The organism is Pseudoflavonifractor sp. AF19-9AC, assembly GCF_003478995.1.
In the GTDB taxonomy this organism is placed as follows: domain Bacteria; phylum Bacillota; class Clostridia; order Oscillospirales; family Oscillospiraceae; genus Lawsonibacter.
The window spans coordinates 354,496-375,265 of record NZ_QUGI01000002.1 but is presented as its reverse complement, the minus strand read 5'-3'; the positions used below and the strand labels follow the sequence as shown (position 1 = coordinate 375,265).

The 20,770-nt window shown below is 59.5% G+C and carries 16 protein-coding genes; all 16 read right to left on the bottom strand.

Going from position 1 to position 20,770, the window contains the following annotated elements:
* Positions 1-43 precede the first annotated feature (43 nt).
* The gene (locus DWX58_RS04660; RefSeq protein ID WP_118641801.1) at positions 44-2,950 is read right to left on the bottom strand and encodes an S-layer homology domain-containing protein; all 2,907 of its coding nucleotides are present in this window, start codon (positions 2,948-2,950) and stop codon (positions 44-46) included.
* A gap of 328 nt (positions 2,951-3,278) precedes the next feature.
* The gene (locus DWX58_RS04655; RefSeq protein ID WP_118641800.1) at positions 3,279-4,058 is read right to left on the bottom strand and encodes a polysaccharide deacetylase family protein; all 780 of its coding nucleotides are present in this window, start codon (positions 4,056-4,058) and stop codon (positions 3,279-3,281) included.
* Positions 4,059-4,207: 149 nt separating this feature from the next.
* Positions 4,208-5,890: a phosphoenolpyruvate--protein phosphotransferase gene (ptsP, locus tag DWX58_RS04650; RefSeq protein ID WP_118641799.1), complete on the bottom strand. Its 1,683-nt coding sequence runs from the start codon at positions 5,888-5,890 to the stop codon at positions 4,208-4,210.
* A 3-nt stretch (positions 5,891-5,893) separates the two neighbouring features.
* Complete coding sequence (locus DWX58_RS04645; protein WP_118641798.1) at positions 5,894-6,160, bottom strand: HPr family phosphocarrier protein; 267 nt, start codon at positions 6,158-6,160, stop codon at positions 5,894-5,896.
* A 42-nt stretch (positions 6,161-6,202) separates the two neighbouring features.
* The gene (locus DWX58_RS04640) at positions 6,203-8,314 is read right to left on the bottom strand and encodes a PTS sugar transporter subunit IIA (protein WP_158579214.1); all 2,112 of its coding nucleotides are present in this window, start codon (positions 8,312-8,314) and stop codon (positions 6,203-6,205) included.
* A gap of 95 nt (positions 8,315-8,409) precedes the next feature.
* Entirely contained in the window at positions 8,410-9,309 is a 900-nt protein-coding gene (locus DWX58_RS04635) for a dihydrodipicolinate synthase family protein (protein WP_118641796.1), read from the bottom strand.
* A gap of 66 nt (positions 9,310-9,375) precedes the next feature.
* The gene (locus tag DWX58_RS04630) at positions 9,376-10,371 is read right to left on the bottom strand and encodes an Ldh family oxidoreductase (protein WP_118641795.1); all 996 of its coding nucleotides are present in this window, start codon (positions 10,369-10,371) and stop codon (positions 9,376-9,378) included.
* Complete coding sequence (locus DWX58_RS04625) at positions 10,368-10,829, bottom strand: PTS sugar transporter subunit IIA (RefSeq protein WP_118641794.1); 462 nt, start codon at positions 10,827-10,829, stop codon at positions 10,368-10,370. The genes DWX58_RS04630 and DWX58_RS04625 overlap by 4 nt, the downstream gene beginning before the upstream one ends.
* A 14-nt stretch (positions 10,830-10,843) precedes the next feature.
* Complete coding sequence (locus DWX58_RS04620; RefSeq protein WP_118641793.1) at positions 10,844-11,758, bottom strand: phosphoglycerate dehydrogenase; 915 nt, start codon at positions 11,756-11,758, stop codon at positions 10,844-10,846.
* The gene (gene rfbD, locus DWX58_RS04615) at positions 11,755-12,630 is read right to left on the bottom strand and encodes a dTDP-4-dehydrorhamnose reductase (protein WP_118641792.1); all 876 of its coding nucleotides are present in this window, start codon (positions 12,628-12,630) and stop codon (positions 11,755-11,757) included. The genes DWX58_RS04620 and rfbD overlap by 4 nt, the downstream gene beginning before the upstream one ends.
* Positions 12,627-13,262 (bottom strand): cyclase family protein, encoded by a 636-nt coding sequence (locus tag DWX58_RS04610; protein ID WP_118641791.1) that lies wholly within the window; start codon positions 13,260-13,262, stop codon positions 12,627-12,629. The genes rfbD and DWX58_RS04610 overlap by 4 nt, the downstream gene beginning before the upstream one ends.
* A gap of 4 nt (positions 13,263-13,266) precedes the next feature.
* Positions 13,267-14,556 carry a PTS ascorbate transporter subunit IIC gene (locus DWX58_RS04605; RefSeq protein ID WP_118641790.1) on the bottom strand — a complete coding sequence of 430 codons (1,290 nt, stop codon included), beginning with the start codon at positions 14,554-14,556 and terminating at the stop codon, positions 13,267-13,269.
* Between the two features lie 61 nt (positions 14,557-14,617).
* Positions 14,618-14,914 carry a PTS sugar transporter subunit IIB gene (locus DWX58_RS04600; RefSeq protein ID WP_118641789.1) on the bottom strand — a complete coding sequence of 99 codons (297 nt, stop codon included), beginning with the start codon at positions 14,912-14,914 and terminating at the stop codon, positions 14,618-14,620.
* A gap of 503 nt (positions 14,915-15,417) precedes the next feature.
* Positions 15,418-16,575 (bottom strand): DUF4317 domain-containing protein, encoded by a 1,158-nt coding sequence (locus tag DWX58_RS04595; RefSeq protein WP_118641788.1) that lies wholly within the window; start codon positions 16,573-16,575, stop codon positions 15,418-15,420.
* A 187-nt stretch (positions 16,576-16,762) separates the two neighbouring features.
* Entirely contained in the window at positions 16,763-19,195 is a 2,433-nt protein-coding gene (locus DWX58_RS04590) for a glycogen/starch/alpha-glucan phosphorylase (protein WP_118641787.1), read from the bottom strand.
* A 134-nt stretch (positions 19,196-19,329) separates the two neighbouring features.
* Positions 19,330-20,766 (bottom strand): glycogen synthase GlgA, encoded by a 1,437-nt coding sequence (gene glgA, locus DWX58_RS04585; RefSeq protein WP_118641786.1) that lies wholly within the window; start codon positions 20,764-20,766, stop codon positions 19,330-19,332.
* Between the last annotated feature and the right edge of the window lie 4 nt (positions 20,767-20,770).

The window sequence follows — 20,770 nt, the reverse complement described above, 5'->3', positions numbered from 1 at the left end:
CATTCGCAGCGGTCGCGGAGTCCTTCATGACAGTGAAGTCACATTAGGCAACAGTGGGAGTAATGTTGGTAGCGGTGTAGCTAGCGGTGCTGCCGTCCACGAAGGTGACGGTGATAGTGCCGCTCACAGCGCTCCAGGCGGAACCGTTGTAAGTGGTGGTCCAGCTGCCGCTGACCTTGGCGCCCTCGCAGGCATCCAGAGTCACGGTGATCTTGTCGCCGTTAGCAGCAGAACCGGTGGAGCCGGAGATGGAAATGGCGCTGACGGGGGCGGAACCAGTGACAGAAGCAGTACCAGCAACAGTGATGCCGTCGTTGGCGGCAGCCGCAGTGGCAGTCCAGCTGGTGGTGGTGTCTACGGCCACGTTATCAACCCGGACGTAGAGCTGCTCCAGCTTGCCAGAATCGGTGTTGGTCTTCGCATAGAAGCTGGCACCGGTGGTAGTGGCCTTGTAGCCGCGGAGGAACTTGAACAGGGTCTCGGCAGAGATGCCGGACTGCAGCTCATAGTTGGCGCCGTCGTCAACCTTCAGGTCGCTGTCGGTGTACACCAGAACGATCTTGCAGTCGTCAGCCACAACATAGTCGGTGGAGGCGGCAGAGTCATCCACGATGGTCAGGATGCCGTTCTCGTAGGTAATGGCATCGGTGGTGTCGTCGATGTAGTCCTGGGCGGCCCAACCGCTGCCGGAGACCTCGACCAGGCTGGTGACATAGCCATTGCTGTCAACAGCCATCTTCTTGTACAGCTTGCCCACGGTGATGGACACGCCGTCGTTCACCTTGATGGTATCCTTCACACCGTCGATGGTGACCTCATAAGTGATGTACTTGTTGCGGTCACTGTCAATGGTAGTGGCACCCTGCTTCAGAACGTAAACCAGGCCGGTAGAATCAGAGGAATCGTCAATGGTGGTGTCAGCATTGGTCTTGGTGTCAATGTAGACGAAGCGGGCGTAGCTGGAATCCTCGCGGTTCAGGTAATAAATATCAACAGTCTTGGTATTCTTGACGGTGATAGTGGGAACCTTGTCCACGCCCACATAAGCGGTGACATCGTCCTCATGATCCTTAATCAGGAAGATAGTGTTGGCATCAGCCTTCAGAGCGCCAGCGTTACCGAAAGCGACTACACCGGTCTTCACGGCATCCTCGCCGTCGCTATCGCCGGTGACAGTGCTCTTGGCGGTGCTGGCAGTGGTCAGCACATACTTGTCGTTGCTGTCAATGGAGTAGGTGTACCAGCCAGCAGGATCGCTGGTGGTAGCAGCGCTGCCATCAACAGTCTTGACGTTAATGGCCTTGTAGGTGCCGTCGGCGGAATAGGCGGCGGCGACGATGTCGTTGCTCAGGCCGGTGGCAGTGGCAAACTCGGAGATGTAGATGTAGTTGCCGGTGTCCACGGTGGCGTCATCCACATTGATGACATAGCCGTACTGGTCGAGGACCACAGAAGCGGTGTCGCCCACGGAGTAAGCAGTGGTCTTGCTCTCGTTGTCGGCCTTGAAGGCGTACTTGTAAGTGGCACCCTCAATGGTGATGGTCTCGTTCACGTCATAGCTGATGACCTCACCGGACAGAACGGTGGCCTTATGGATGTCGATGACATCATAGCCAGCACCGTTGTAGGAAATCTGAGCCAGGATGTAGTCGCCATCCTTGTAGCCAGCCAGATCGAAGTCAGCATCATCCAGAATGTTGCTGTTCAGAACCAGACCGTCGCTCATCACCTCAACGTTCATGTTGCCGCGGGTCTCGCTGTAATCGTTGGTGGCGCGCAGCAAGTAAGTGTTGGTGATGACAATGCTCACGTTGCCGTCCAGATCCTTGTAGACCTGAGTCATAGTGCCGTTGCCGGTCAGGTTGGTGCCGACAGCGCTCTGGATGGAGGTGCTGTTGTTGGCAGCATACAGGGTGCTCTTGTCAGCGATGTTAACGATTCGGCCGTCCACATAGACAATGACCTGATCGGTGTCGCCAGCGGTCAGAGCGGTGCTGTCGTTAACAGCAGTCAGACCATTCCAAGTGCTCTTGCCCAGCAGGCTGTACATGGTAGCCTGGGTCACCTTGTCGGTGTAAGTAGCCAGAGGCTCCTTGCCGTAAACGCCGATCAGCTTGGAGTTGTAATCCCACTGAACAGCGGGACGGCCGTCGTCGACAACGGTGATGTTCTCGGTGCGGCGCAGCTCGCCCTCAAACAGCTGCTCGCCCAGCTGAACGATCTGCTTACCATCGCTGGTAGTGTCGGGATCGATCATGGCGTAAGCGGTGCTGGCGGCGGGCTTGGTCACGTCGTTGTACTTAACGGTACCAGCCTCAACGGTGGTGCCGTCGGGAGTGGTAATGCTGACGGTGGAGTCATCGGGCTCGACCATGTTAGCGCACAGAGCATTCAGAGCCATCTGAGCCACATCGTTGCGGGTCATAGCCACGGTAGCGCCGCTCTCGATACCCTTGAACAGGTCGATCTTGGAGGCCTGCTTCACAGTGGCCAGCTGCCAGTCAGAGCCGAAGTCGCTGGAGTACTGGAAGTAGCCCAGAGCCTTCATCATCATCAGAGCAGCCTGGGCAGTGGTAACGGAATCATTGAAGCCGAACTGCTTGTCGTTGTAGCCGGCGGCAATGCCGTTGGCCAGACAAGCGGCCACAAAGCCCTTGCCCCACTCGGGGACATCGGTAAAGGTCAGGGTAGTGCCAACATAGTCGGTGACTTTCAGGCCCAGCAGGTTGGTCATAACCACGGCCATCTCACCGCGGGTGACCTTCTGGTCGGGGTTAAAGTTGCCATTGGTGTCGCCGGACATGACGCCAACAGTCTGCATGACCTCAATGGCCTCCACATTGTCAGCGGAGTCCACATCGGCATAGCTCGCGCCGGTACCAACCACCATCATGCCCAGGAGCATGACGGAAGCCAGAGCCAGGCCGAGAGCCCGCTTCAGGTTTCTCATTGGAATTCCTCCTTCTAAATTTTGATCCTCCGAGATTTCATCTTTTTGGATCGCTTTTCGGGGATTTTCCCCAAATTTTGAGGTTTTGGGAACTTTTTAAGCCATTTAGGCCGGTATAACGCCCCTTGCACTCGGGATTTTGTGAGGAAAATCCAATGAAAAGCCAGGGAAATGGCCACTTTTCCAGTCAAAAAGTTATCTTGGTAGACATTTGGTAGACGCCCAGAAAATGGAAAAACGCGGAACCCTTGGGACACAAGGGTTCCGGCGCCTTTTTTGGTAGACATTTGGTAGACATGGCCTGTTTTGCACTCTGGGGCAGCCCCTCCTACGCACAGGGACACTGCCGCCCGGTATGGTCAATGGTATAGGGCTGACACAGAATGATTTGGGAGATGGGTACGAAGGTATAGCCCTCCTGGAGCAGTGTGGACAAAATCGTCGGCAGGGCCTCGGGGGTATGGAGTGCGGCGTTATGGAAGAGGACAATGGACCCGGGCTGCACCTTGGAGGTGACCCGCTGGGTAATTTCCTCCGCCGAAATCTCCTTCCAGTCCAGGCTGTCCACGTCCCACTGGACGGGCTCCATGCCGATGGACCGCACGGCGTTGATGGAGTTGTCATCATAGTCCCCGTAGGGCAGTCGGACCAGGGTGGGGCGCTCCCCCGTGATGGCCTCGATTTTATCGTTGCAGGCGTTGAGATCGGCCACTACCTCGTCCGGGGACATCTGGGGATAATGGGCGTGGGTGTTGGAGTGGTTCATCACCTCATGGCCCGCGTCCGACAGCGCCTTCACCGACTCGGGATATTTGTCCGCCCACTCCCCCACCACAAAGAAAGTGGCCTTCACGTTATACTGTCCCAGGATATCAATGAGCTGCTGGGTGTCCTCGTTCCCCCAGGCCGCGTCAAAGCTGATGGACACCAGCTTCTGGTCCCGCTGGACGCAGTAGATGGGCAGCTGACGGGTGGTGGCCGACGCTCCCACCACCGCCGGATAGTTCACCACATAGAACATCAGCGCCGCAAGGCACAGGCACAGACCGGCGGTCCACCACTTTTTCTTCAGAGACAGGAACAAAATACGTTTGCCCACAAGCTTCATTGAGCCCCACTCCATTCAATTTGAGATTTACTCCATATTTATGTGAAGAGCAGGGCTGTCATTCGAGGTTCCGCCAAAAGGAAGAAAAATGAGCATCCCCCGTCACGCAGGACGGGGGATGCTCAAGGGAAAAGAAGTGAGGTGAGGAGTTACAAGTTCAACTGGGCCACTGCCCGCTCCAGATCGGAACGGTGCAGCTGGGAAATAAGACGCTTGGTCTGCAGCAGTGCGGAAGGATTTACGCTCAGGTGGCGGAGCCCCAGCCCCAGAAGAATGGGGACCGCTTTGGGATCCGATCCCAGCTCGCCGCACAGGCCGCAGGTCTTTCCGCCGCCTGCCTGGTCTGCCGCCCGGACAGAGGCACGAATCAGCGTCAGGACCGCAGGGTCCAGCCCGTCGTAGAGATAGTCGATTTTTTCGTTCATCCGGTCTACGGCCAGGGTGTACTGGGTCAGGTCGTTGCTTCCGATGCTGAAAAAATCCACCTTCTGAATAAACTGAGAGGCCAAAATTGCCACGGAGGGAATTTCAACCATAATTCCAATGCGAATGGACTCATCAAAGGACTTGCCCTCCTGGCGGAGCTGGGCCTTACAGTCCTCCAGAATGGCCAGCGCCTGATCCAGCTCGGACATGCGGGAAATCATGGGGAACAGGATTTTAACCGGGCCAAAGGCACTGGCCCGCAGAATTGCCCGAAGCTGTGTGCGCAGGATATCCGGCTTGGCCAGGCAGACCCGGATGGCCCGGAAGCCCAGGAAGGGATTTTCCTCCCGCCCCAAATCCAGCGCCGGAGTCTGCTTGTCCGCCCCGATATCCATGGTGCGGATGGTCACGTCCTTCCCGCCCATTTTGCGGACAGCCGCCCGGTAATGGGCAAACTGCTCCTCCTCGCTGGGCAGGGTGGACCGGTTCATGTAAAGAAATTCCGTGCGGAACAGGCCTACGCCGTCGCCGCCGTACTCCCGGACTCGCTCTGCGGCAGCGGCTTCCATGATGTTGCCATAGAGATACACCCGCTCGCCGTCGGCGGTGGCACAGATCTGATCACGGTAGACAAAGAGCGCCTGCCGCTCCTGCTGCCAGGCCTCCAGCTTCTGCCGGGCCTGCTGCAGCTCCTGGTCCGTCATGGCAAAGGAGAGCGTTCCCTGGTCTGCATCCAGACAGACCAGCTCCGGCTTACCCGCCCGGAAGCTGGCATGGAGGGCGGACAGATCCTCGCAGCCCACCAGGGTGGGCAGCTCCCGGCCGGCGGCCAGGATGGCAATGTGCGAGGTGCGGGATCCGTGCTCCAGCACCAGTCCCTGGATAAATTCCTCCGGAGCGCTGACCAGCATGGAGGGCTGAAGGTCCTCCGCCGCCACCACCACCGGATGATCCAGCTGGGACAGGTCGGGATAGGGGATCTCCCAGCAGGCATATACCAGACGGGAGGCCATGTCTGCCACATCGGCCACACGCTCCATCAGGTAGGGGTCCTCTGTTTCCAGAATGCCCTGCTGCTGGTCATTGGAGCTGCGGGTGATGGATGCGGCCAGACTGTACCCCTGGTCCAGGTAGCGGCAGACCCCGTTCTGGAAGGTGACATCACAGAGCATAACCGCCTGCATCTCCAGCATCTCGGCGTCCTGTGTCTGCTCACGCTGACGCAGAAGCGCCGCCCGGGACAAAAACTCCTGCTGCAGCGCTGCGGTCAGCTCATCCAGACGGGCCTTCAACTGTGCCGGTTCCCGATCGGTATGCTCGTTGATATCCGCCGGACAGGGCGACTCCACATAGTGTATGGGCGCAATCGCCATGCCGCCGCATACGCCAATCCCTTTGATTTGCATGGGTTATTCCTCCAGTGCTTCAATAAAGGTGCAGATCTCCTGCACGGCCTGCTGAGCGTCCTCGCCGTCTGCCGCGACGGTCACGGTGGTGCCCGGCTTCAGCCGGCCGGACAGGACGCTGAAAATGCTTTTGGGATTGACCTGCCGCCCGCTGTCTGCGCACTCCATGACAATGTCAGACTGGAATTGTTGGCACAGACTTACCAGAAGAGATGCGGGTCTGGCATGGATGCCGGTGGGATTGGTAATGGTGACCGATTGCTTTTCCATAATCCATTCTCCTGATTCTTGTGGGAACACTCTGTCCCAGTTTTAGTTGATTCCGTTGATGGTGAGCAGAATTTGGTTTACATGTTCCGCTTGCAGAATGCTGTCCAGCAGATATTTGTTTTCCAATATTTTAAGCAAGTCATAGATTGCCTTCTCGTGAGAATAGTTATCTACAGTCCCCAAGCAGAGCACCAGCTTGACTGGATCGTTGCGGAGATGGTGGAAGGGAACTGGGTGATCCAGCAGCACAAGGCTCATACAGACCTCGTGTACATTCCCACAGGAAGTGGCGTGGGCCAGTGCGACGTGGGGGGCCACCACCACGTCGGAGGGATAGGCCACGGTGTGTTCAATCATCGCCCTGATATAATCTGGTTCAATGGCGCCGTCCCGGACCAACAGCTCACCGCCCAGGGTGATGGCCTGGCGGAAGTCCGCGGCGTCAGCATGAAGGATAATTCGTTTTTTGGTGATCAGAGATCCAAGCGAGTAATGCCGTGCGGTTTGTAAGATGGAATGCACTTTCTGCGCGTAGAGAAACTGCTCCAGCTCCTGATAGAGCTTTGAACGGTTTTCGATGGTGCAGTTGTTCTCCACGATCATCAAAATTTTCTGAATATAGCGGTCCCGATTTTCAAACTGGTGGAGGTTATCCCGCAGATAGCGGGATACCTGCTCCTGGCTTTCGGGACCCAGGAGCGGCTCGACACAGAGGACATTGGATGCGGCATGCTCTATGGGAGCGGCGGTAAATACAATGTCCACGCTGCCGGTGTCAAAGGATTCAAATTCCGCCAGGGAAATTTCCTGGAGAACCTGAATTTGGGGAAAAAGCTTGGTAATGCGGGAGGAGAGCAGCTTGGCTGCCCCGATGCCGGCCCCGCACACCACGATGGCGGTTACGTATTTGTCTGCACTGTCCTGCTCCGTGCGCTCCCAGGCGGCTGCGATGTAGGCCGACAGCTCCTCCGCAAGGGCCAGATCAAACTGTACGCCAAACTGCACCTCCAGAAGAGGCATGGAAGCCCAGACCGCCCGGAAAATATCGGCGTAGGCCGTCTGGATCAGACTGCCGGTGTCATGGGGAGTGCCCACCCGAAAGCGGGCTCTGGAGATCCAGGGACGGAGCTCCAGCATCAGGTCCTGGAGAAGGACGGGGTCCTGGGACAGGTTTTTTCCCAGAATATGGCTGACCTCCGCAATAAAATCCTTGACCGCGGCCTGCAGGTACTGCTCAGCCCGGGAGGTTTTGCCCGATGCGTCGGCATGGGTGACGCTGCAGCCCAGCACATGCATGGTGGCGTAGCAGCGTTCGGCCTCGGGAAAGTCCAGATTCAAACTGGAAGCCAGCTCCCCCAGCACCTGTCCGGTGACCAGAAATTCCCGGGTGGAGGCCAGGTGGACAAGGTTCGCTTCGGGAAGAAACACATATTTGCCGGAAAAGATCCGGGACAGGGTCACGCCGAAGTACAGGAGGATTTCCAGGGAAGATTCATCGGTAAAGGATACCTGGAGATCCCGCTGCAGGCGGCGCACCGTGGAAATCAGCTCGGCAGTGGAGAGGGAGAAGCCCTCGGGAAACCACAGCACATCCTTCAAAGGCCGCTGGGCGGTCTGGAGCAGCTTCACCAGCGGCATACGCCCGAAGCGCTCATAGGCCAGATCCACCATAGCCTTGCGGATATCCAGCTCGTTGCCCGTGCAGAAAAGATCGCGGGCACGGGAGAGATAAATGCGGCGGGCAGTCAGCCACTGCTCCACATCCTCCAGATCCCGGCACACCGTGGATTTGCTGACCCCTGTGGCCTCCGCCAGACCGGACAGGTTCTGGGGCAGACCGCTGAGCAGCCGATGTACAATGTGCCATCGGCGCTCCGCGCCGGAATAGATGCGGGAGGAGTCGGACGCACCGGTAAATGCCTCCTGAAGGGAGGGGAAGCCCTGGGAGGTTCGGTCCAGAAAGACGCCGATGCGCCGTTTGCGCACCAGAAGCACATTCTGGGCGGCCAGCCAGGCATCCAGCTCATCCAGATCGTAGCGGACGGTTCGCTCGCTGATCTGAAGGGTCTGGGCCAGGCGGGAGATGGTGATGGGCTCCGTCTGTTCCAGAAGGATATGGGCGATGACAGAGCATCGGGATGTGAGATAGGGCACAGATACCACCTCGGTTCTCTCCGGCGGAGGGATGGGGGCGGACGGAGGGCCGGAAGCTCCCACCCGCCCCGGTGTTTCTCTATGCCGCTATTGTATCACAGCAGGCCCATTTCCTCCAGCTTGGATTTGACGCTGGCCTTCAGCTCGTCGCTGATCTCAATGTAGGGGCTGCGGGGCAGGCCGGAGTCCACGCCGCGCATGGCCAGAATGGCGTGCATGATGGGCACGGTGGGGGCGGACTTGGTGACGGCGCGCAGCTTCAGGATCTTGTACTGATCGGCCATGGCCTTCTCACGATCGCCCTTCAGGTAGGCCTGGCGGATGTCCTGCATCAGCTCGGGGAAAATGTTGGCCATGCCGCACACGCAGCCGGTGGCGCCGGCATCAAAGGCGGATACGAAAATGGCCTCGGTGCCCACGATGAGGTTGAAATCGGGGATGTCCTTGATGGCCTCGTGGAACTGGTAGTAGTTCACCAGGTCGAAGGAGCTGTCCTTGCAGCCCCGCAGGCCGTGCTCAGCCAGACGGCGCAGCAGCTTGGGGGTGATGGCGTTCTGGGAGAGGTTCTTGTTGTTGTACACGAAGACGGGGAACTCCTCCTCGTTTACCGCGTCCAGAAGGGCGGCAAAGTGGCGGTAGTGAGCCTCCTCGGGCAGGTTGGGAGAGTAGTAGGGGGAGATGGCGCCCACACCGGCGGCGCCGGCCGCCTTGGCATGGCGGGCCAGTTCACAGGTGGTCTTGGTGTCGGCGGTGCCTACATGGGCCACCACGGGAACCTTGCCGTTGACCTCGTCCAGGATGATCTCCAAAACCCGCTTGCGCTCGTCCAGGTCCATGCAGGGACCGCAGCCGTAAGTGCCGATGGGATACAGGCCGTCCACGTAGGGCAGAATGAAGCGGATATTTTCCCGCAGGCCCTTCTCATAGATGTTGCCGTCCTTGTCAAAGGAGGACAGGGCGGGGGGAATAATGCCGACAAATTCTTTTGCTTTCATGATAATACCTCCAAGTTATATAGTGAATGGACTTTGCGCACAGGGTAAATAAAGAGAATGTTCTGGTCAGGTGAAGAAAACCGAGTCGTAGGTGACGCCCTCCGCCTTGGCCTTGGCCAGGTTGCGGTGCTCGATCTCACCGGGCAGGAAGATCTCGCGGCCGGGCTGAGGCTTGCAGGACTTGACGCTCTCCACCAGCTGAGCCAGACGGTGGCGGTAGTCCCCGGGGGACAGGAAGGCACTGGGATTGATCAGGATCAGGAAGCCGCCGGCGTTCATGCCGCGGTCCAGACCCTTATGAACCGAGGAGACCTGACTGGTAATGCCTGCTCCGCTGACCACGCCGGCCAGCGCCTCCACCACCAGAGCAATGCCGTAGCCCTTGGGGCCGGCCATGGAGGTGAGCACACCGGAGATGGCTTTCTGAGGATCGTCGGTGGGGTTTCCTTCCTGGTCCAGCGCCCAGGAGGGATCGATTTTCTGGCCCAGCTTGGCGGCTTGGTAAATTTTGGCCTTGGCCACCGCGCTGGAGGCCATGTCCAGAAGAATGGGCAGGTCGCCGTTGGGCAGCGCCACGGACATGGGGTTGGTGCCCAGGGTAGCTTCCATGCCGCCGAAGGGGGCGACGGTGGGATTGGCATTGACAAACAGGAACGCAATGTACCCCTGCCGGGCGCACTGCTCGGTATAGTAGGCCAGAGCGCCGCAGTGGTTCAGGCTGCGCACGCTGCCGCAGACCACACCGGACTGTTCCGCCTTTTTCAGCAGCCCGTCCACCAGAGCCTGGACGCCCACCTGGCCGAAGCCGTTTTTGGCATCCAGACAGAGGGTGCAGGCGTCTTCCCGCACCACCTGAGGGACGGCGGCGACGTCAATTCCTCCGGCGTCAATGCGCTCCAGATAGGCGCTGAGCATGTTGAGACCATGGGAGCGGGTGCCCCGGCCATCGGCGTAGGCCAGGCTGTCCGCCACGGTCTGGCAGGCCTCGGGGGGAACGCCCTTTGTCTGAAGAATCTGAGTGACGTAGGAACGAATTTCGTCCAGAGTTTTGGTAACGGTCATGCTTCTGCCTCCTGTTCACATTCCTTCAGGCAGGCACAGACTTCGTCCACCTGTTGGGCATCCAGAATACGCTGGAATCGGTCCGGGCTGCCCAGCAGCTCCACCATGTCGCCCATGGCGTTAAGATGGGCGTCATGGTCCTGGGCCGCCAGGGTCAGTACCAGACGAATGGGATCGTTGGCCGTGTTTCCAAAGGAAACGGGGTGCTTCAGGGTGGCCAGGGACATCCCCATGCGCACCACACCCTGCTCCGGCTTGGCGTGGGCAATGGCCACACCGGGCGCAATGGCGATGTAGGGACCCAGGTCCTTAACCGCCTGAATCATGCTGTCAATGTAGCGGGGTTCAATGGACCCGTTCTCCAGCAGGGGACGGGCTGATTTCCGGATGGCGTCCATCCAGTCCTCCGCCTCCACCTGGAGGGCGATGGTTTCTTTGGTTAATAAGCTTGTAAGCATGTATGCTTCACATCCTATTTCTCATTCAAAAAGTCGGTCAGCGTCTCGATACAGCGCTCCAGCATGTGGCGGAGCGTGGCGTCGTCATAGGCGGCGATGTGGGGGGTGCAGATGACCTGCTCCATGCCCAGAAGCGGGCTTTCGGAGGGGGGCTCGTGGGCCAGAACATCCAGCCCCGCCCCGGCCAGACGGCCGGCCCGGAGGGCTTCCTCCAAAGCAGCTTCGTCCACCAGACCGCCCCGCGCGGTGTTGATGAGAATGGCGGTGGGCTTCATGAGCCCCAGCTCCCGTGCACCGATGCAGTTGCGGGTGGCATCGTTGAGGGGCAGATGTACGGAGACAAAGTCGGCCTGAGCCAGCACCTGATCCAGCGGAGCGTACGCCCCTCCCGCCGACAGGAACGCGGGATTCTCCATGGCGTCATAGCCCAGGAGCTTCATCCCAAAGCCGGAGGAGAGACGGGCCAGGGTGCTGCCGATGGCTCCGGTGCCCAGAATCCCCAGGGTCTTGCCCCGGAGCGTGGTTCCCACCAGACGGGGCCAGGCGCCGCTGCGGACGGCCCGGTCCCCTTCTGCGATGCGGCGGGCCAGGGTGAGCATCAGTCCGAAGGCCAGCTCGGCCACCGCGCCGGAATTGACGGCGGGGAGATTTCGTACGGCGATTCCCAGAGTCTGGGCGGCGGCCTGGTCGATGTTGTCCAGACCAACGCCGAATTTGCACACCAGCTTCAGGTTTTTTCCTGCTCGCAGCCGTGTTTCGTCCATGATCTCGGTGCCCAGCACCACGGCGTCACAGCGCTCCAGACAATCCGGACGGTCGGCCAGACTGCCAAGCTCAGCCTGCAGGCCGGCCTGGGCAAACCGGGCAATCAGTTCCTCTGCGGGAGCGATGGCACGGCAGGTTTTGGAGGCCACCAGTACCGTCTTCACGGGGTGCTCGCCTCCTGTTCCTGGCTTTCCTTCCAGCAGCGCTCCAGCGCTTCCTCCCAGGGGGGGAGCTCATAGCCGAAGGCTGCGGGCCAGGCCAGGGAGCGGAAGACCGTATTTTTGGCCCGGCGGGCAATCTTGGTGGAGGAGGCCTTGGCCGGCTTTACCATCTCCGGGTCCAGACCGGCCAGGCGGGCCACCGCCCGGCTGATGTCACAGCGGGAGGCCGTTCCCGAATTGGTCAGATGATAGGTGCCGTACCACTCTGTCTGGCCCAGCTCCACCAGAGCCTTGGCCAGGTCGGCGGTGTAGGAGGGACAGCAGATCTGGTCCTCGCTGGCCGAGATGCTGCGTCCGGCGGTCAGCTCATCCACGATGTGGAAGATAAAGCTGTTCTCCCGGTGCCCTTTATAGCCGAAGAGCAGGGCGGTGCGTACGATAAAGTGCTTCTCCCACAGGGAGCGGATGACCTGTTCGGCGGCCAGCTTGCTCTTGCCGTACACGTTGACGGGGCAGGGCGTATCAAACTCGTGGTAGCCGTCCGTTTTTTCTCCGTCAAACACCGTGTCGCTGCTGATGTAAATCAGCTTGCAGTTGGTGGCACGGCAGGCCAGGGTCATGTTCCAGGTGCCCAGGGTGTTGATGGCGTAGCCCTCGTGGGGGTGCTGCTCCATGTCGTCCAGATCCCGGTAGCCCGCAGCATGGACCACAAGGTCCGGGGCAAAGGAGCTGACACAGTCGGCAACTGCCTTGGTGTCCAGGATGTTCACATCCCGACGCCCCAAAAGCCGCTTTACCGTGTGGCCGGCGGCCTGAAAGGCATCTGCGATGTCCCAGCCCAGCAGGCCCGACGCTCCGGTTACCAATACCTTCATACAGGAAGTTCCTCCTTCGTCCGCAGGATTGCCCGGCAGGGAGCTCCCTCCACCTCTGCGATTTTCAGAGGCAGACACCACAGCTCGTAATCGCCTGGGGCCACGCCGTCCAGCTGGACGGCCTCCAGAATGATGATGCCGCTGCTGAGCAGAGGCAGATGAGCCGAACGGCTCTTGTCGCCCTTGGGATCCACGCTGAAATAGTCGATGCCTACCAGCTGAACCCCCGCCTGGGACAGATAGTCACAGGCATCCGGCGTAAAATAAACGTTTTCAAAGGAGTCCGATTCCTTCAGCAGACGGGTGTTGTCTGTGAGAAAAATCAGACGTGGGGTATGGATATCACAGCCGGCCAGCACGTCCCGGGTGATACAGGGCAGTCCCCGGGCATCCACCACCTGGGCCGGTCCGCACAGGGTTTCCAGAGGGAGATCAATGGTGCGGGCCCCCTGGGAAAGAAAGTGGTAGGGTGCGTCGATATGGGTGCCCAGATGGCTGGTGGTTGTGAAGCGGGAGAGGGCCATTCCGCTGCCCTTATCGTAGTGGCGGACCCACTCCAGGTGGAAGTCCGGGATGCTGGGGTAATGCTGCATACCCGGTTCGTAGGTTTGGGTGATGTCCAGAAGTTTCATGGTCTTAACCACCCAGACCGCCTACGCCAATCGCTGCCGCCAGGGCCAGCAGGCCGGCCCACACGAAGTCCGGATCCACCACGGTGACGTTGTAGGGACCGAGGATTCCGTTGCAAGCAGTGAAGTAGACCCAGGGGAGAATGATAAAGAGAATGCCGTTGATGGCGCCACCCAGGATGGCGCCCTTGACACCGCCGGTGCGGTTGCCGAACACACCGCCGGCACCGCCCATGAAGAAGAACTCAATGACCGGGGGAACCACGAACACGCCGACAGCAAAGCTGAACAGGATGGAGCAGCACACGCCGGCGATGGTGGCGGACAGGAAGCCGATGAGAACCGCGTTGGGGGCGTAGGGGAACACCACGGGGACGTCCAGAGCGGGCAGAGCGTTGGGGACCACCTTGGAGGCAATGCCTTCAAAGGCGGAGAGGATCTCGGAGACCATCATACGGATGCCCTGGAGAAGAATGGTCAGGCCGGCACCGAAGGTAATGCTCTGAGTGATAACGAAGGTGGCCGCAGCCTGGGTGACGCCCAGCTCCTCGTGGAGGTAGTCGGAGCCTACCACCACGGTGCAGATGGTGAGCATGATGAACATGACCACTGCCACCGCACACACCGTCTCCTTGGCAAAGGCGAGGCCCTTGGGCAGCTTCATGTTCTCGGTGCTCTTATCCTTGCTGCCCTTGAACAGCTTGCCCGCCTGGCCTGCCAGCCAGTATCCGGTGGCGCCGAAGTGGCCCAGAGCCAGGGGCTGACCGCCGGTGATTTCGTCCATGGACTTCTGGTTGATGGCGGGGAGGATGGTATAGAGGATACCGGCGATGACGGAACCGATTACCACTGCAGGCACGCCGCCCACGCCGGCGCAGGCCATGGAAATGGTCATGGCACTGGCCACATAGAGGAAGTGGTGGCCGGCCAGGAAGATAAACTTGAAGGGAGTGAAGCGGGCCAGCAGCAGGTTGATGATAAATGCGCCCACGATGATGTAAGCAACGGTGGCACCGTACTGCTCGGTTGCGATGGCCACCACCGAGGTGGTCATGGGAACCAGTCCTTCGATGTTAAAGGACTCCATCAGCAGAGGAGAGAGATAGTTAGTGATAACGCCTGACATCACTCCGGCACCGGTGTTCAGAATGATGATGCCCATGATGGCCTTCATGGTGCCGATGATGATCTGGTCCAGTTTCTTGCCCTGAATGATCAGACCCAGTAGAACGACCAGGCCAATCAAGATGGTGGAGTCTGTCAAAAAGTTATTGATAATGCCCCATAGGATTTCCATTTATTTCCCAGCCTTTCTTAAAATGAAATTCAAACCGCCTCCTTGGATGCACGCCTCGCCGTTAAACGCCAAGCTGCTCCAAACAGGCCTTTACCTTTTCCTTCATCTCGTTCTTGTCTACGAAGTTGCTGATTGCCAGCACACGGAACTTGTCTTCGTCCTTCATGTTCTTGCTCAAGATGCCGGCAAGCTCGACTGAGGTGACAGCCAGGTCGAAGTGAATGGACTGGGCAGAACCGATATCTGCCACATCCAGACTGTAATCTTTCACACCCAGCTCATCCAGCACCTTGCCAACATTGATTTTCAAAATGATACTGGAGCCAATGCCCAATCCGCAAACTGCTAATACCTTCATTCCGTTCCATCCTTTCTGATCCTTGTTGCTTGAAATGAATTACCACATTTTGCCGTGGTCTATAAATTGTACACCTCCTCGACTGTTCTTTTTTGATTATTATAATAAAAAATGCACACAATTCAAGGGAAAATGGGCACATACTTTTGATCATTTTGTTCAAAACAAAAAGTGGCAAAAATGAAACGTTTCTTGGCGTGTCCACAAAGGCAAAAATGCATGTGCAAAAAAGTCTATTTCGCTAAAGAGAGAAAATGGGGAAACTTAGGGGATATTTTCGACAAAAAAGAACAAAAATCGAGCAAAAAAAGAGAGACAATTCAAAAGCGTGTCGTGAAAAACGAAGGAACTAAAAGGGGGAAATGCAAAATTACCTCCATATGTAACCGGGACGGTCGATCTCCCCAAAATAAGTTTATGCATCCCACATAGGAGAGCTTGCGGCCTGCACGCAATAAAAAAGAGCCTCTCTTCTCGTCAGAAAAGAGAGGCTCTTTTTGTATTTATGTATTTGCGCTTGGCTCCTGCCCCGGGCGCTTTACCCGGATGGGCAGGCCGTTGAGCTCCAGCCCCTCCCCCACCGGGATGAGCAGGTACCGTCGACCGTCGATGATTCGCTCCTGAACCATGGAACAGGTCTCGGGATCCAGGGAGATGGTGGCCTGGGTGGTCTTGAGCTCCACCTTCTTGGTGTTGATGAGGTTGCCCGGCTGGAGGGCGGCGTCGGGGCCAAACTGCTGGGTACAGATCTCCCGGAAGGCCTCGGCGTGGGGCTGGGAGACCCCGCAGTCCTCCAGAATGCCCGCGATCTCCCCCGCCGTCATGGCCAGAGGCTCCGGGTCCTTGCTCTGCTTGTGCTCCTCCACCCGTTCGGCCAGCTGCTGGTGGAGCGTCTGGAGCACGTCCATGTGGCACTCCTCCCCCAGGGCCTCCACCAGAGCGCCCCGGAAGTTCTCCTTCTGCTCCCCGGCGGACAGGGGCGGCTGGGTGTGGAAGATGGCATCCAGAAAGCTCTGGGGGAGCTCTTCCGTGTCCCGGGAATAGAGCAGGGCGTGGTAGATGTTGGCCGCCCGGTCGTCAAAGGCCGGAAAGAGAAAGCCCACCTCGGGCTGGGCCACCGTCTGCCCGGAGACGCAGCGGAAGGCATTCTCCCCGGGGAAGTAGCCCAGTTCCGTCTTGCCGTCCTTAATGGGGCAGACGGCGCACACGATGTAGGAAAACACCTGGTCGGAGCCCTCCGCGTCCAGCTCCCCGTCCTCCCCGTGGTGGGGGACGTCGTAGGCGTCGTGGGCCAGGAGAATGAGGTAGTTGCCCTCCACAGGGGCGCTGGAGATGACCTGCTGGTAGAAGGCCTGACGGGCCTGCTCGTCCTGAAGGCGGGACTTCCGCAGGGTGGTGAGCAGCCGGTGCTCCGGGCTGTCCATCACCTGCTGGGTGGAAAAGGAGATATCCACCAGATTTTTGCCCAGGCCCCCCGACAGGGACTTTTTCAGAAAGCCCAGGTACTTTTCCGCCGTCTCCTGGGAGGTCATGCCCAGGGAAATATCCAGGTCGGAGACAATCTCTCCGTTGCAGTTGACAAAACAGCCGTAGACCCGGCTGATGGCGCTGCGGTCGGCGCGGAAGCGGCGGCGCAGCTCGCCCAGTTCTTTTTTGTTCATGGCGGTTCCTCCGTGGGAAAAATTGGGCCCGGCAAGGACGGCCGGGCCGGCTGATTCAGCAGAGCCTATTTTAGCCCACCCCGGCCCAAATTGCAAACAGACTTGTCCGACAAAATCCGGGGGCGGGTGTTCATGGAAAAGCCCCGCGGCCCAACGGGCCGCGGGGCGAAAAAACAGGGAACAGATATCAGCGGGTGGGCACGTGCCAGATGTTCTTGGCGTAGTCGCTGATGGAACGGTCGGCGGCGAAGATGCCGGACCGGGCGATGTTGATGAGGGACATCTGGTTCCACTGCTGGCGGTCGGCGTAGGTGGCCAGAGCGCGCTGGTGGGCCTGGCAGTAGCTGTCAAAGTCAGCCAGCAGCATATACTCATCGGCCGGGCTGCCGCCGGCGCCGAAGAGCAGGCGGTTGGTCAGGTCGGCGTAGGACACCCCGTCGGCAAAGCCGGAGGAGATCTGGTCGATGACCCGCTTGAGGGCGGAGTTATGCTGGTAGATGTCCAGAGGACGGTAGCCCTGGCGCTTGCGCTCCACCACCTGGTCGGCGGTCAGGCCGAAGAGGAAGATGTTCTCGTCCCCAACCTGCTGGTGCATCTCCACATTGGCGCCGTCCAGGGTGCCGATGGTCAGAGCGCCGTTCATCATGAACTTCATGTTGCCGGTGCCGCTGGCCTCCTTGCCGGCGGTGGAAATCTGCTCGGAGAGCTCGCTGGCGGGCATGAGCTTCTCCGCCAGGGACACCCGGTAGTTCTCCAGGAAGACCACCTGCAGCTTGTCCTTGCAGATGGGGTCGGCGCTGATCTGGGCGGACAGGGAGTTGATGAGCTGGATGATCTCCTTGGCCACGTGGTAGCCGGGGGCCGCCTTGGCGCCGAAGAGGAAGGTCTGGGGGGTGAAGTTCATGTTGGGGTTATCCCGCAGCTGCTGGTACAGGTAGATGATGTGCAGCACGTTGAGAAGCTGACGCTTGTACTCGTGGAGGCGCTTCACCTGCACGTCGAAGATGGCGTCGGTGTTCAGCACCACACCGGACTCCCGGGCCACCCAGGAGGCAAAGCGGCGCTTGTTCTCCGACTTGATGGCCTCCAGCTGCTGGAGGACGGACTTGTCGTCCTTGAACTTCTCCAGCTTGCTCAGCTTCTCGGGGTGGAGCAGATAGGCGGGGCCGCCGGTGCAGTCCCGGATGAGGGCGTCCAGCTTGGGGTTGATCTGAGACAGCCAGCGGCGGTGGTCCACGCCGTTGGTCACGTTGGTGAACTTGTCGGGCTGGGCCTGATAGGCGTCCCGGAACACGTCCTGCTTCAGAATCTCGGAGTGGAGGGCGGAAACGCCGTTGATATACTCACAGGCGCACACGCACAGGTTGGCCATGCGCACCTCGCCGCCCCAGATGATGGCCATGTGGGCGATCTTGCCCATGTCGTTGCCGTAGCGGTACTGAAGCTCCTCCTGGTACCGGCGGGCGATCTCCTTGAGGATCTGCCAGATGCGGGGCAGCAGAGTCTCGATGAGGGACTGGGGCCAGCGCTCCAGGGCCTCGGCCAGGACGGTGTGGTTGGTGTAGCAGACGGTGTGGGTGACGATGTGCCACGCCTCGTCCCAGGTGTAGCCCTCCACATCCAGCAGGATGCGCATGAGCTCGGGGATGACCAGGGTGGGATGGGTGTCGTTGATCTGGATGACGTGCTTCTCGTGGAAGTTCCGCAGAGTGCCGTACTGGGAGCGGTGCTTGCGCACGATGGACTGCACGGTGGCAGAGACGAAGAAGTACTGCTGCTTGAGCCGGAGGGACTTGCCCTCGTAGTGGTTGTCATCGGGATAGAGCACCTTGGCGATGACCTCGGCCATGGCCTGCTGCTCCACCGCCTTCAGGTACTCGCCCCGGGAGTAGAGGGACATGTCCACGGGCACCGGGCTCTTGGCGTCCCACAGGCGGAGCACATTGGTGTGACGGGTCTTGTAGCCTGCGATCTCCATGTCCCGGGGAATGGCCAGCACGGTGGTGTAGCCGGTGTGGATGGGCCGGTTGTGGCCGCTCTCGTCCCAGCCGTCCTCGATCTTGCCGCCGAAGCGGACCTCCTCGGTCTCATCCAGCTTGGGGATGAGCCAGGCGTCGCCCAGGCCCAGCCAGTTGTCCGCCAGCTCCACCTGCTTGCCGTCGATGATCTTCTGCTTGAAGATGCCCAACTCGTAGCAGATGGAGTAGCCGGTGGCGGGGATCTCCAGGGTAGTCATGGAGTCCAGATAGCAGGCGGCCAGGCGGCCCAGGCCGCCGTTGCCCAGACCGGCGTCCGGCTCGGACTCGAAGAGGTCGGAGGCGGAGAAGCCCAGACCCTCCAGAGCCTGCTTCAAAGTGTTCAGAAGGCCCAGGTTGTAGGCGTTCTTCTCCAGAGAACGGCCCATGAGGAACTCCAGAGACAGGTAGTGGACCTGACGCTGCTGGCCCTCCCACACCCGGTTGTCCGTCTCCATCTGACGGCGGGACATGATGTCCCGGAGAACCAGAGCGCAGGCCTTGAACATGTGGCTGTCAGTGGCTTCCTCCACGGTGCGGCCGAAGTTGCGCTGGAGCTTGCCTATAATCATTTCGGTAAGCTGGGCCTTGGTATATTCAGCCATAGCAGTACCTCCCTAAAATTTTTGAAGTAAGTTTCAAGAAAAAGCTGTGGAAAAGAAAGTCTTTCCCACAGCTTTCCATTTTATCAGCTTTGCACAGGAGCGTCAACTGGCGGAAGGGCTGAAAACACAGGGCTTCAGCCGAGGATTCGTTGATAGATATCCAGATACTGACGGGCCGAATTGGTCCAGGAAAAGTCGGCCGTCATGCCCGACTTCTGAAGTCCACGCCAGGCCTTTTTGTCGCTGGTATAGAGCTCCACCGCCTCACGCAGCACCCAGAGCATATCCCCCGCGTTGATGTTGGTAAAGGTGAAGCCACGGCCCTCGCCGGTAAACTTGTTGTAGGGAATGACGGTGTCCTTGAGCCCGCCTGTCTCCCGCACCACGGGGACGGTACCAAAGCGCATGGCGATCATCTGGCTGAGCCCGCAGGGCTCGGAGATGGAGGGCATGAGGAACAGGTCGGACCCTGCGTAGATCATATCGGACAGAGGGGCCGAGTAGGTGATCTGGGCGGCGAAGCGGCCGGGATACTGGCTCTGGGCGTGGCGGAAGGCCTCCTCATACTGCCAGTCGCCGGTGCCCAGCACCACCATCTGCACGTCCATGCTCATGATCTCGTGGAGCACGTCGGTGACCAGGGAGAAGCCCTTGTGACCCACCAGGCGGGAGACGCAGGCGATGATGGGGGTGTCCGGGTTCTCCTGGAGCCCCACTGCCTGCTGCAGGGCCAGCTTGCACTCCGCCTTGCCCTTCACCAGGGACTTGGGGGAGAAGTTGGCCGCCAGGCCGGGATGGGTGGCCGGGTCGTACAGGTCCATGTCGATGCCGTTGAGGATGCCCTGGATTTTCTCCTGCTGCTGGTTCACCACACCGTCCAGGCCCCGGCCGTAGAAGGGCGTGCGCAGCTCCTGGGCGTAGGTGGGCGAGACGGTGGTGACGAAGTTGGAGGAGAGAATGGCCCCCTTCATCAGGTTTACGTCCCCGAAGTAGGCCAGCATGCCCTCGTTGAAGTAGCTGCGGTCCAGGCCGATGACGTCCTGAAGCACCTGGTCGCTGTAACGGCCCTGGTACTCGATGTTGTGAATGGTGAAGACGGTTTTGGCATTGCCCAGCTGGGGGATGCGGTACTTCTCCTCCAGCAGGTACACCGGCACCAGCGCCGTCTGCCAGTCGTTGCAGTGGATAATGTCCGGCGCCCAGTCCAGCTGGCCCACCGACTCCACAATGGCCCGGGAGAAGAAGGCGAACCGCTCGCAGTCGTCGAAGTGGCCGTAGAGCTGCCAGCGCTTGAAGTAGTACTCGTTGTCCACAAACCAGTAGGTGACGCCCTCCCGCTCCAGCTCGAAGATGCCGCAGTACACCTGCCGCCAGGACAGGGTGACGTTGAAGTACTTCAGGAAGGTCATCTGGCTGCGCCAGTCCCCGTTGATGCCCTCGTAGAGGGGCAGGATGACCTTCACCTCGTGGCCCTCTTTGGCCAGGGCCTGGGGCAGGGAGCCCGCCACGTCGGCCAGTCCGCCGGTCTTGATAAAGGGGGCAACCTCTGAGGCAGCAAACAAAATTTTCATTCCG

Excerpts from the sequence above, each read along its gene's own strand:
- DWX58_RS04590 (WP_118641787.1), bottom strand. The coding sequence starts at position 19,195 with ATGGCTGAATATACCAAGGCCCAGCTTACCGAAATGATTATAGGCAAG.
- ptsP (WP_118641799.1), bottom strand. The coding sequence starts at position 5,890 with ATGCAAATCAAAGGGATTGGCGTATGCGGCGGCATGGCGATTGCGCCC.
- DWX58_RS04600 (WP_118641789.1), bottom strand. The coding sequence starts at position 14,914 with ATGAAGGTATTAGCAGTTTGCGGATTGGGCATTGGCTCCAGTATCATT.
- DWX58_RS04630 (WP_118641795.1), bottom strand. The coding sequence starts at position 10,371 with ATGACCGTTACCAAAACTCTGGACGAAATTCGTTCCTACGTCACTCAG.
- DWX58_RS04605 (WP_118641790.1), bottom strand. The coding sequence starts at position 14,556 with ATGGAAATCCTATGGGGCATTATCAATAACTTTTTGACAGACTCCACC.
- DWX58_RS04635 (WP_118641796.1), bottom strand. The coding sequence starts at position 9,309 with ATGAAAGCAAAAGAATTTGTCGGCATTATTCCCCCCGCCCTGTCCTCC.
- DWX58_RS04655 (WP_118641800.1), bottom strand. The coding sequence starts at position 4,058 with ATGAAGCTTGTGGGCAAACGTATTTTGTTCCTGTCTCTGAAGAAAAAG.
- rfbD (WP_118641792.1), bottom strand. The coding sequence starts at position 12,630 with ATGAAGGTATTGGTAACCGGAGCGTCGGGCCTGCTGGGCTGGGACATC.
- DWX58_RS04610 (WP_118641791.1), bottom strand. The coding sequence starts at position 13,262 with ATGAAACTTCTGGACATCACCCAAACCTACGAACCGGGTATGCAGCAT.
- glgA (WP_118641786.1), bottom strand. The coding sequence starts at position 20,766 with ATGAAAATTTTGTTTGCTGCCTCAGAGGTTGCCCCCTTTATCAAGACC.
- DWX58_RS04595 (WP_118641788.1), bottom strand. The coding sequence starts at position 16,575 with ATGAACAAAAAAGAACTGGGCGAGCTGCGCCGCCGCTTCCGCGCCGAC.
- DWX58_RS04625 (WP_118641794.1), bottom strand. The coding sequence starts at position 10,829 with ATGCTTACAAGCTTATTAACCAAAGAAACCATCGCCCTCCAGGTGGAG.
- DWX58_RS04645 (WP_118641798.1), bottom strand. The coding sequence starts at position 6,160 with ATGGAAAAGCAATCGGTCACCATTACCAATCCCACCGGCATCCATGCC.
- DWX58_RS04660 (WP_118641801.1), bottom strand. The coding sequence starts at position 2,950 with ATGAGAAACCTGAAGCGGGCTCTCGGCCTGGCTCTGGCTTCCGTCATG.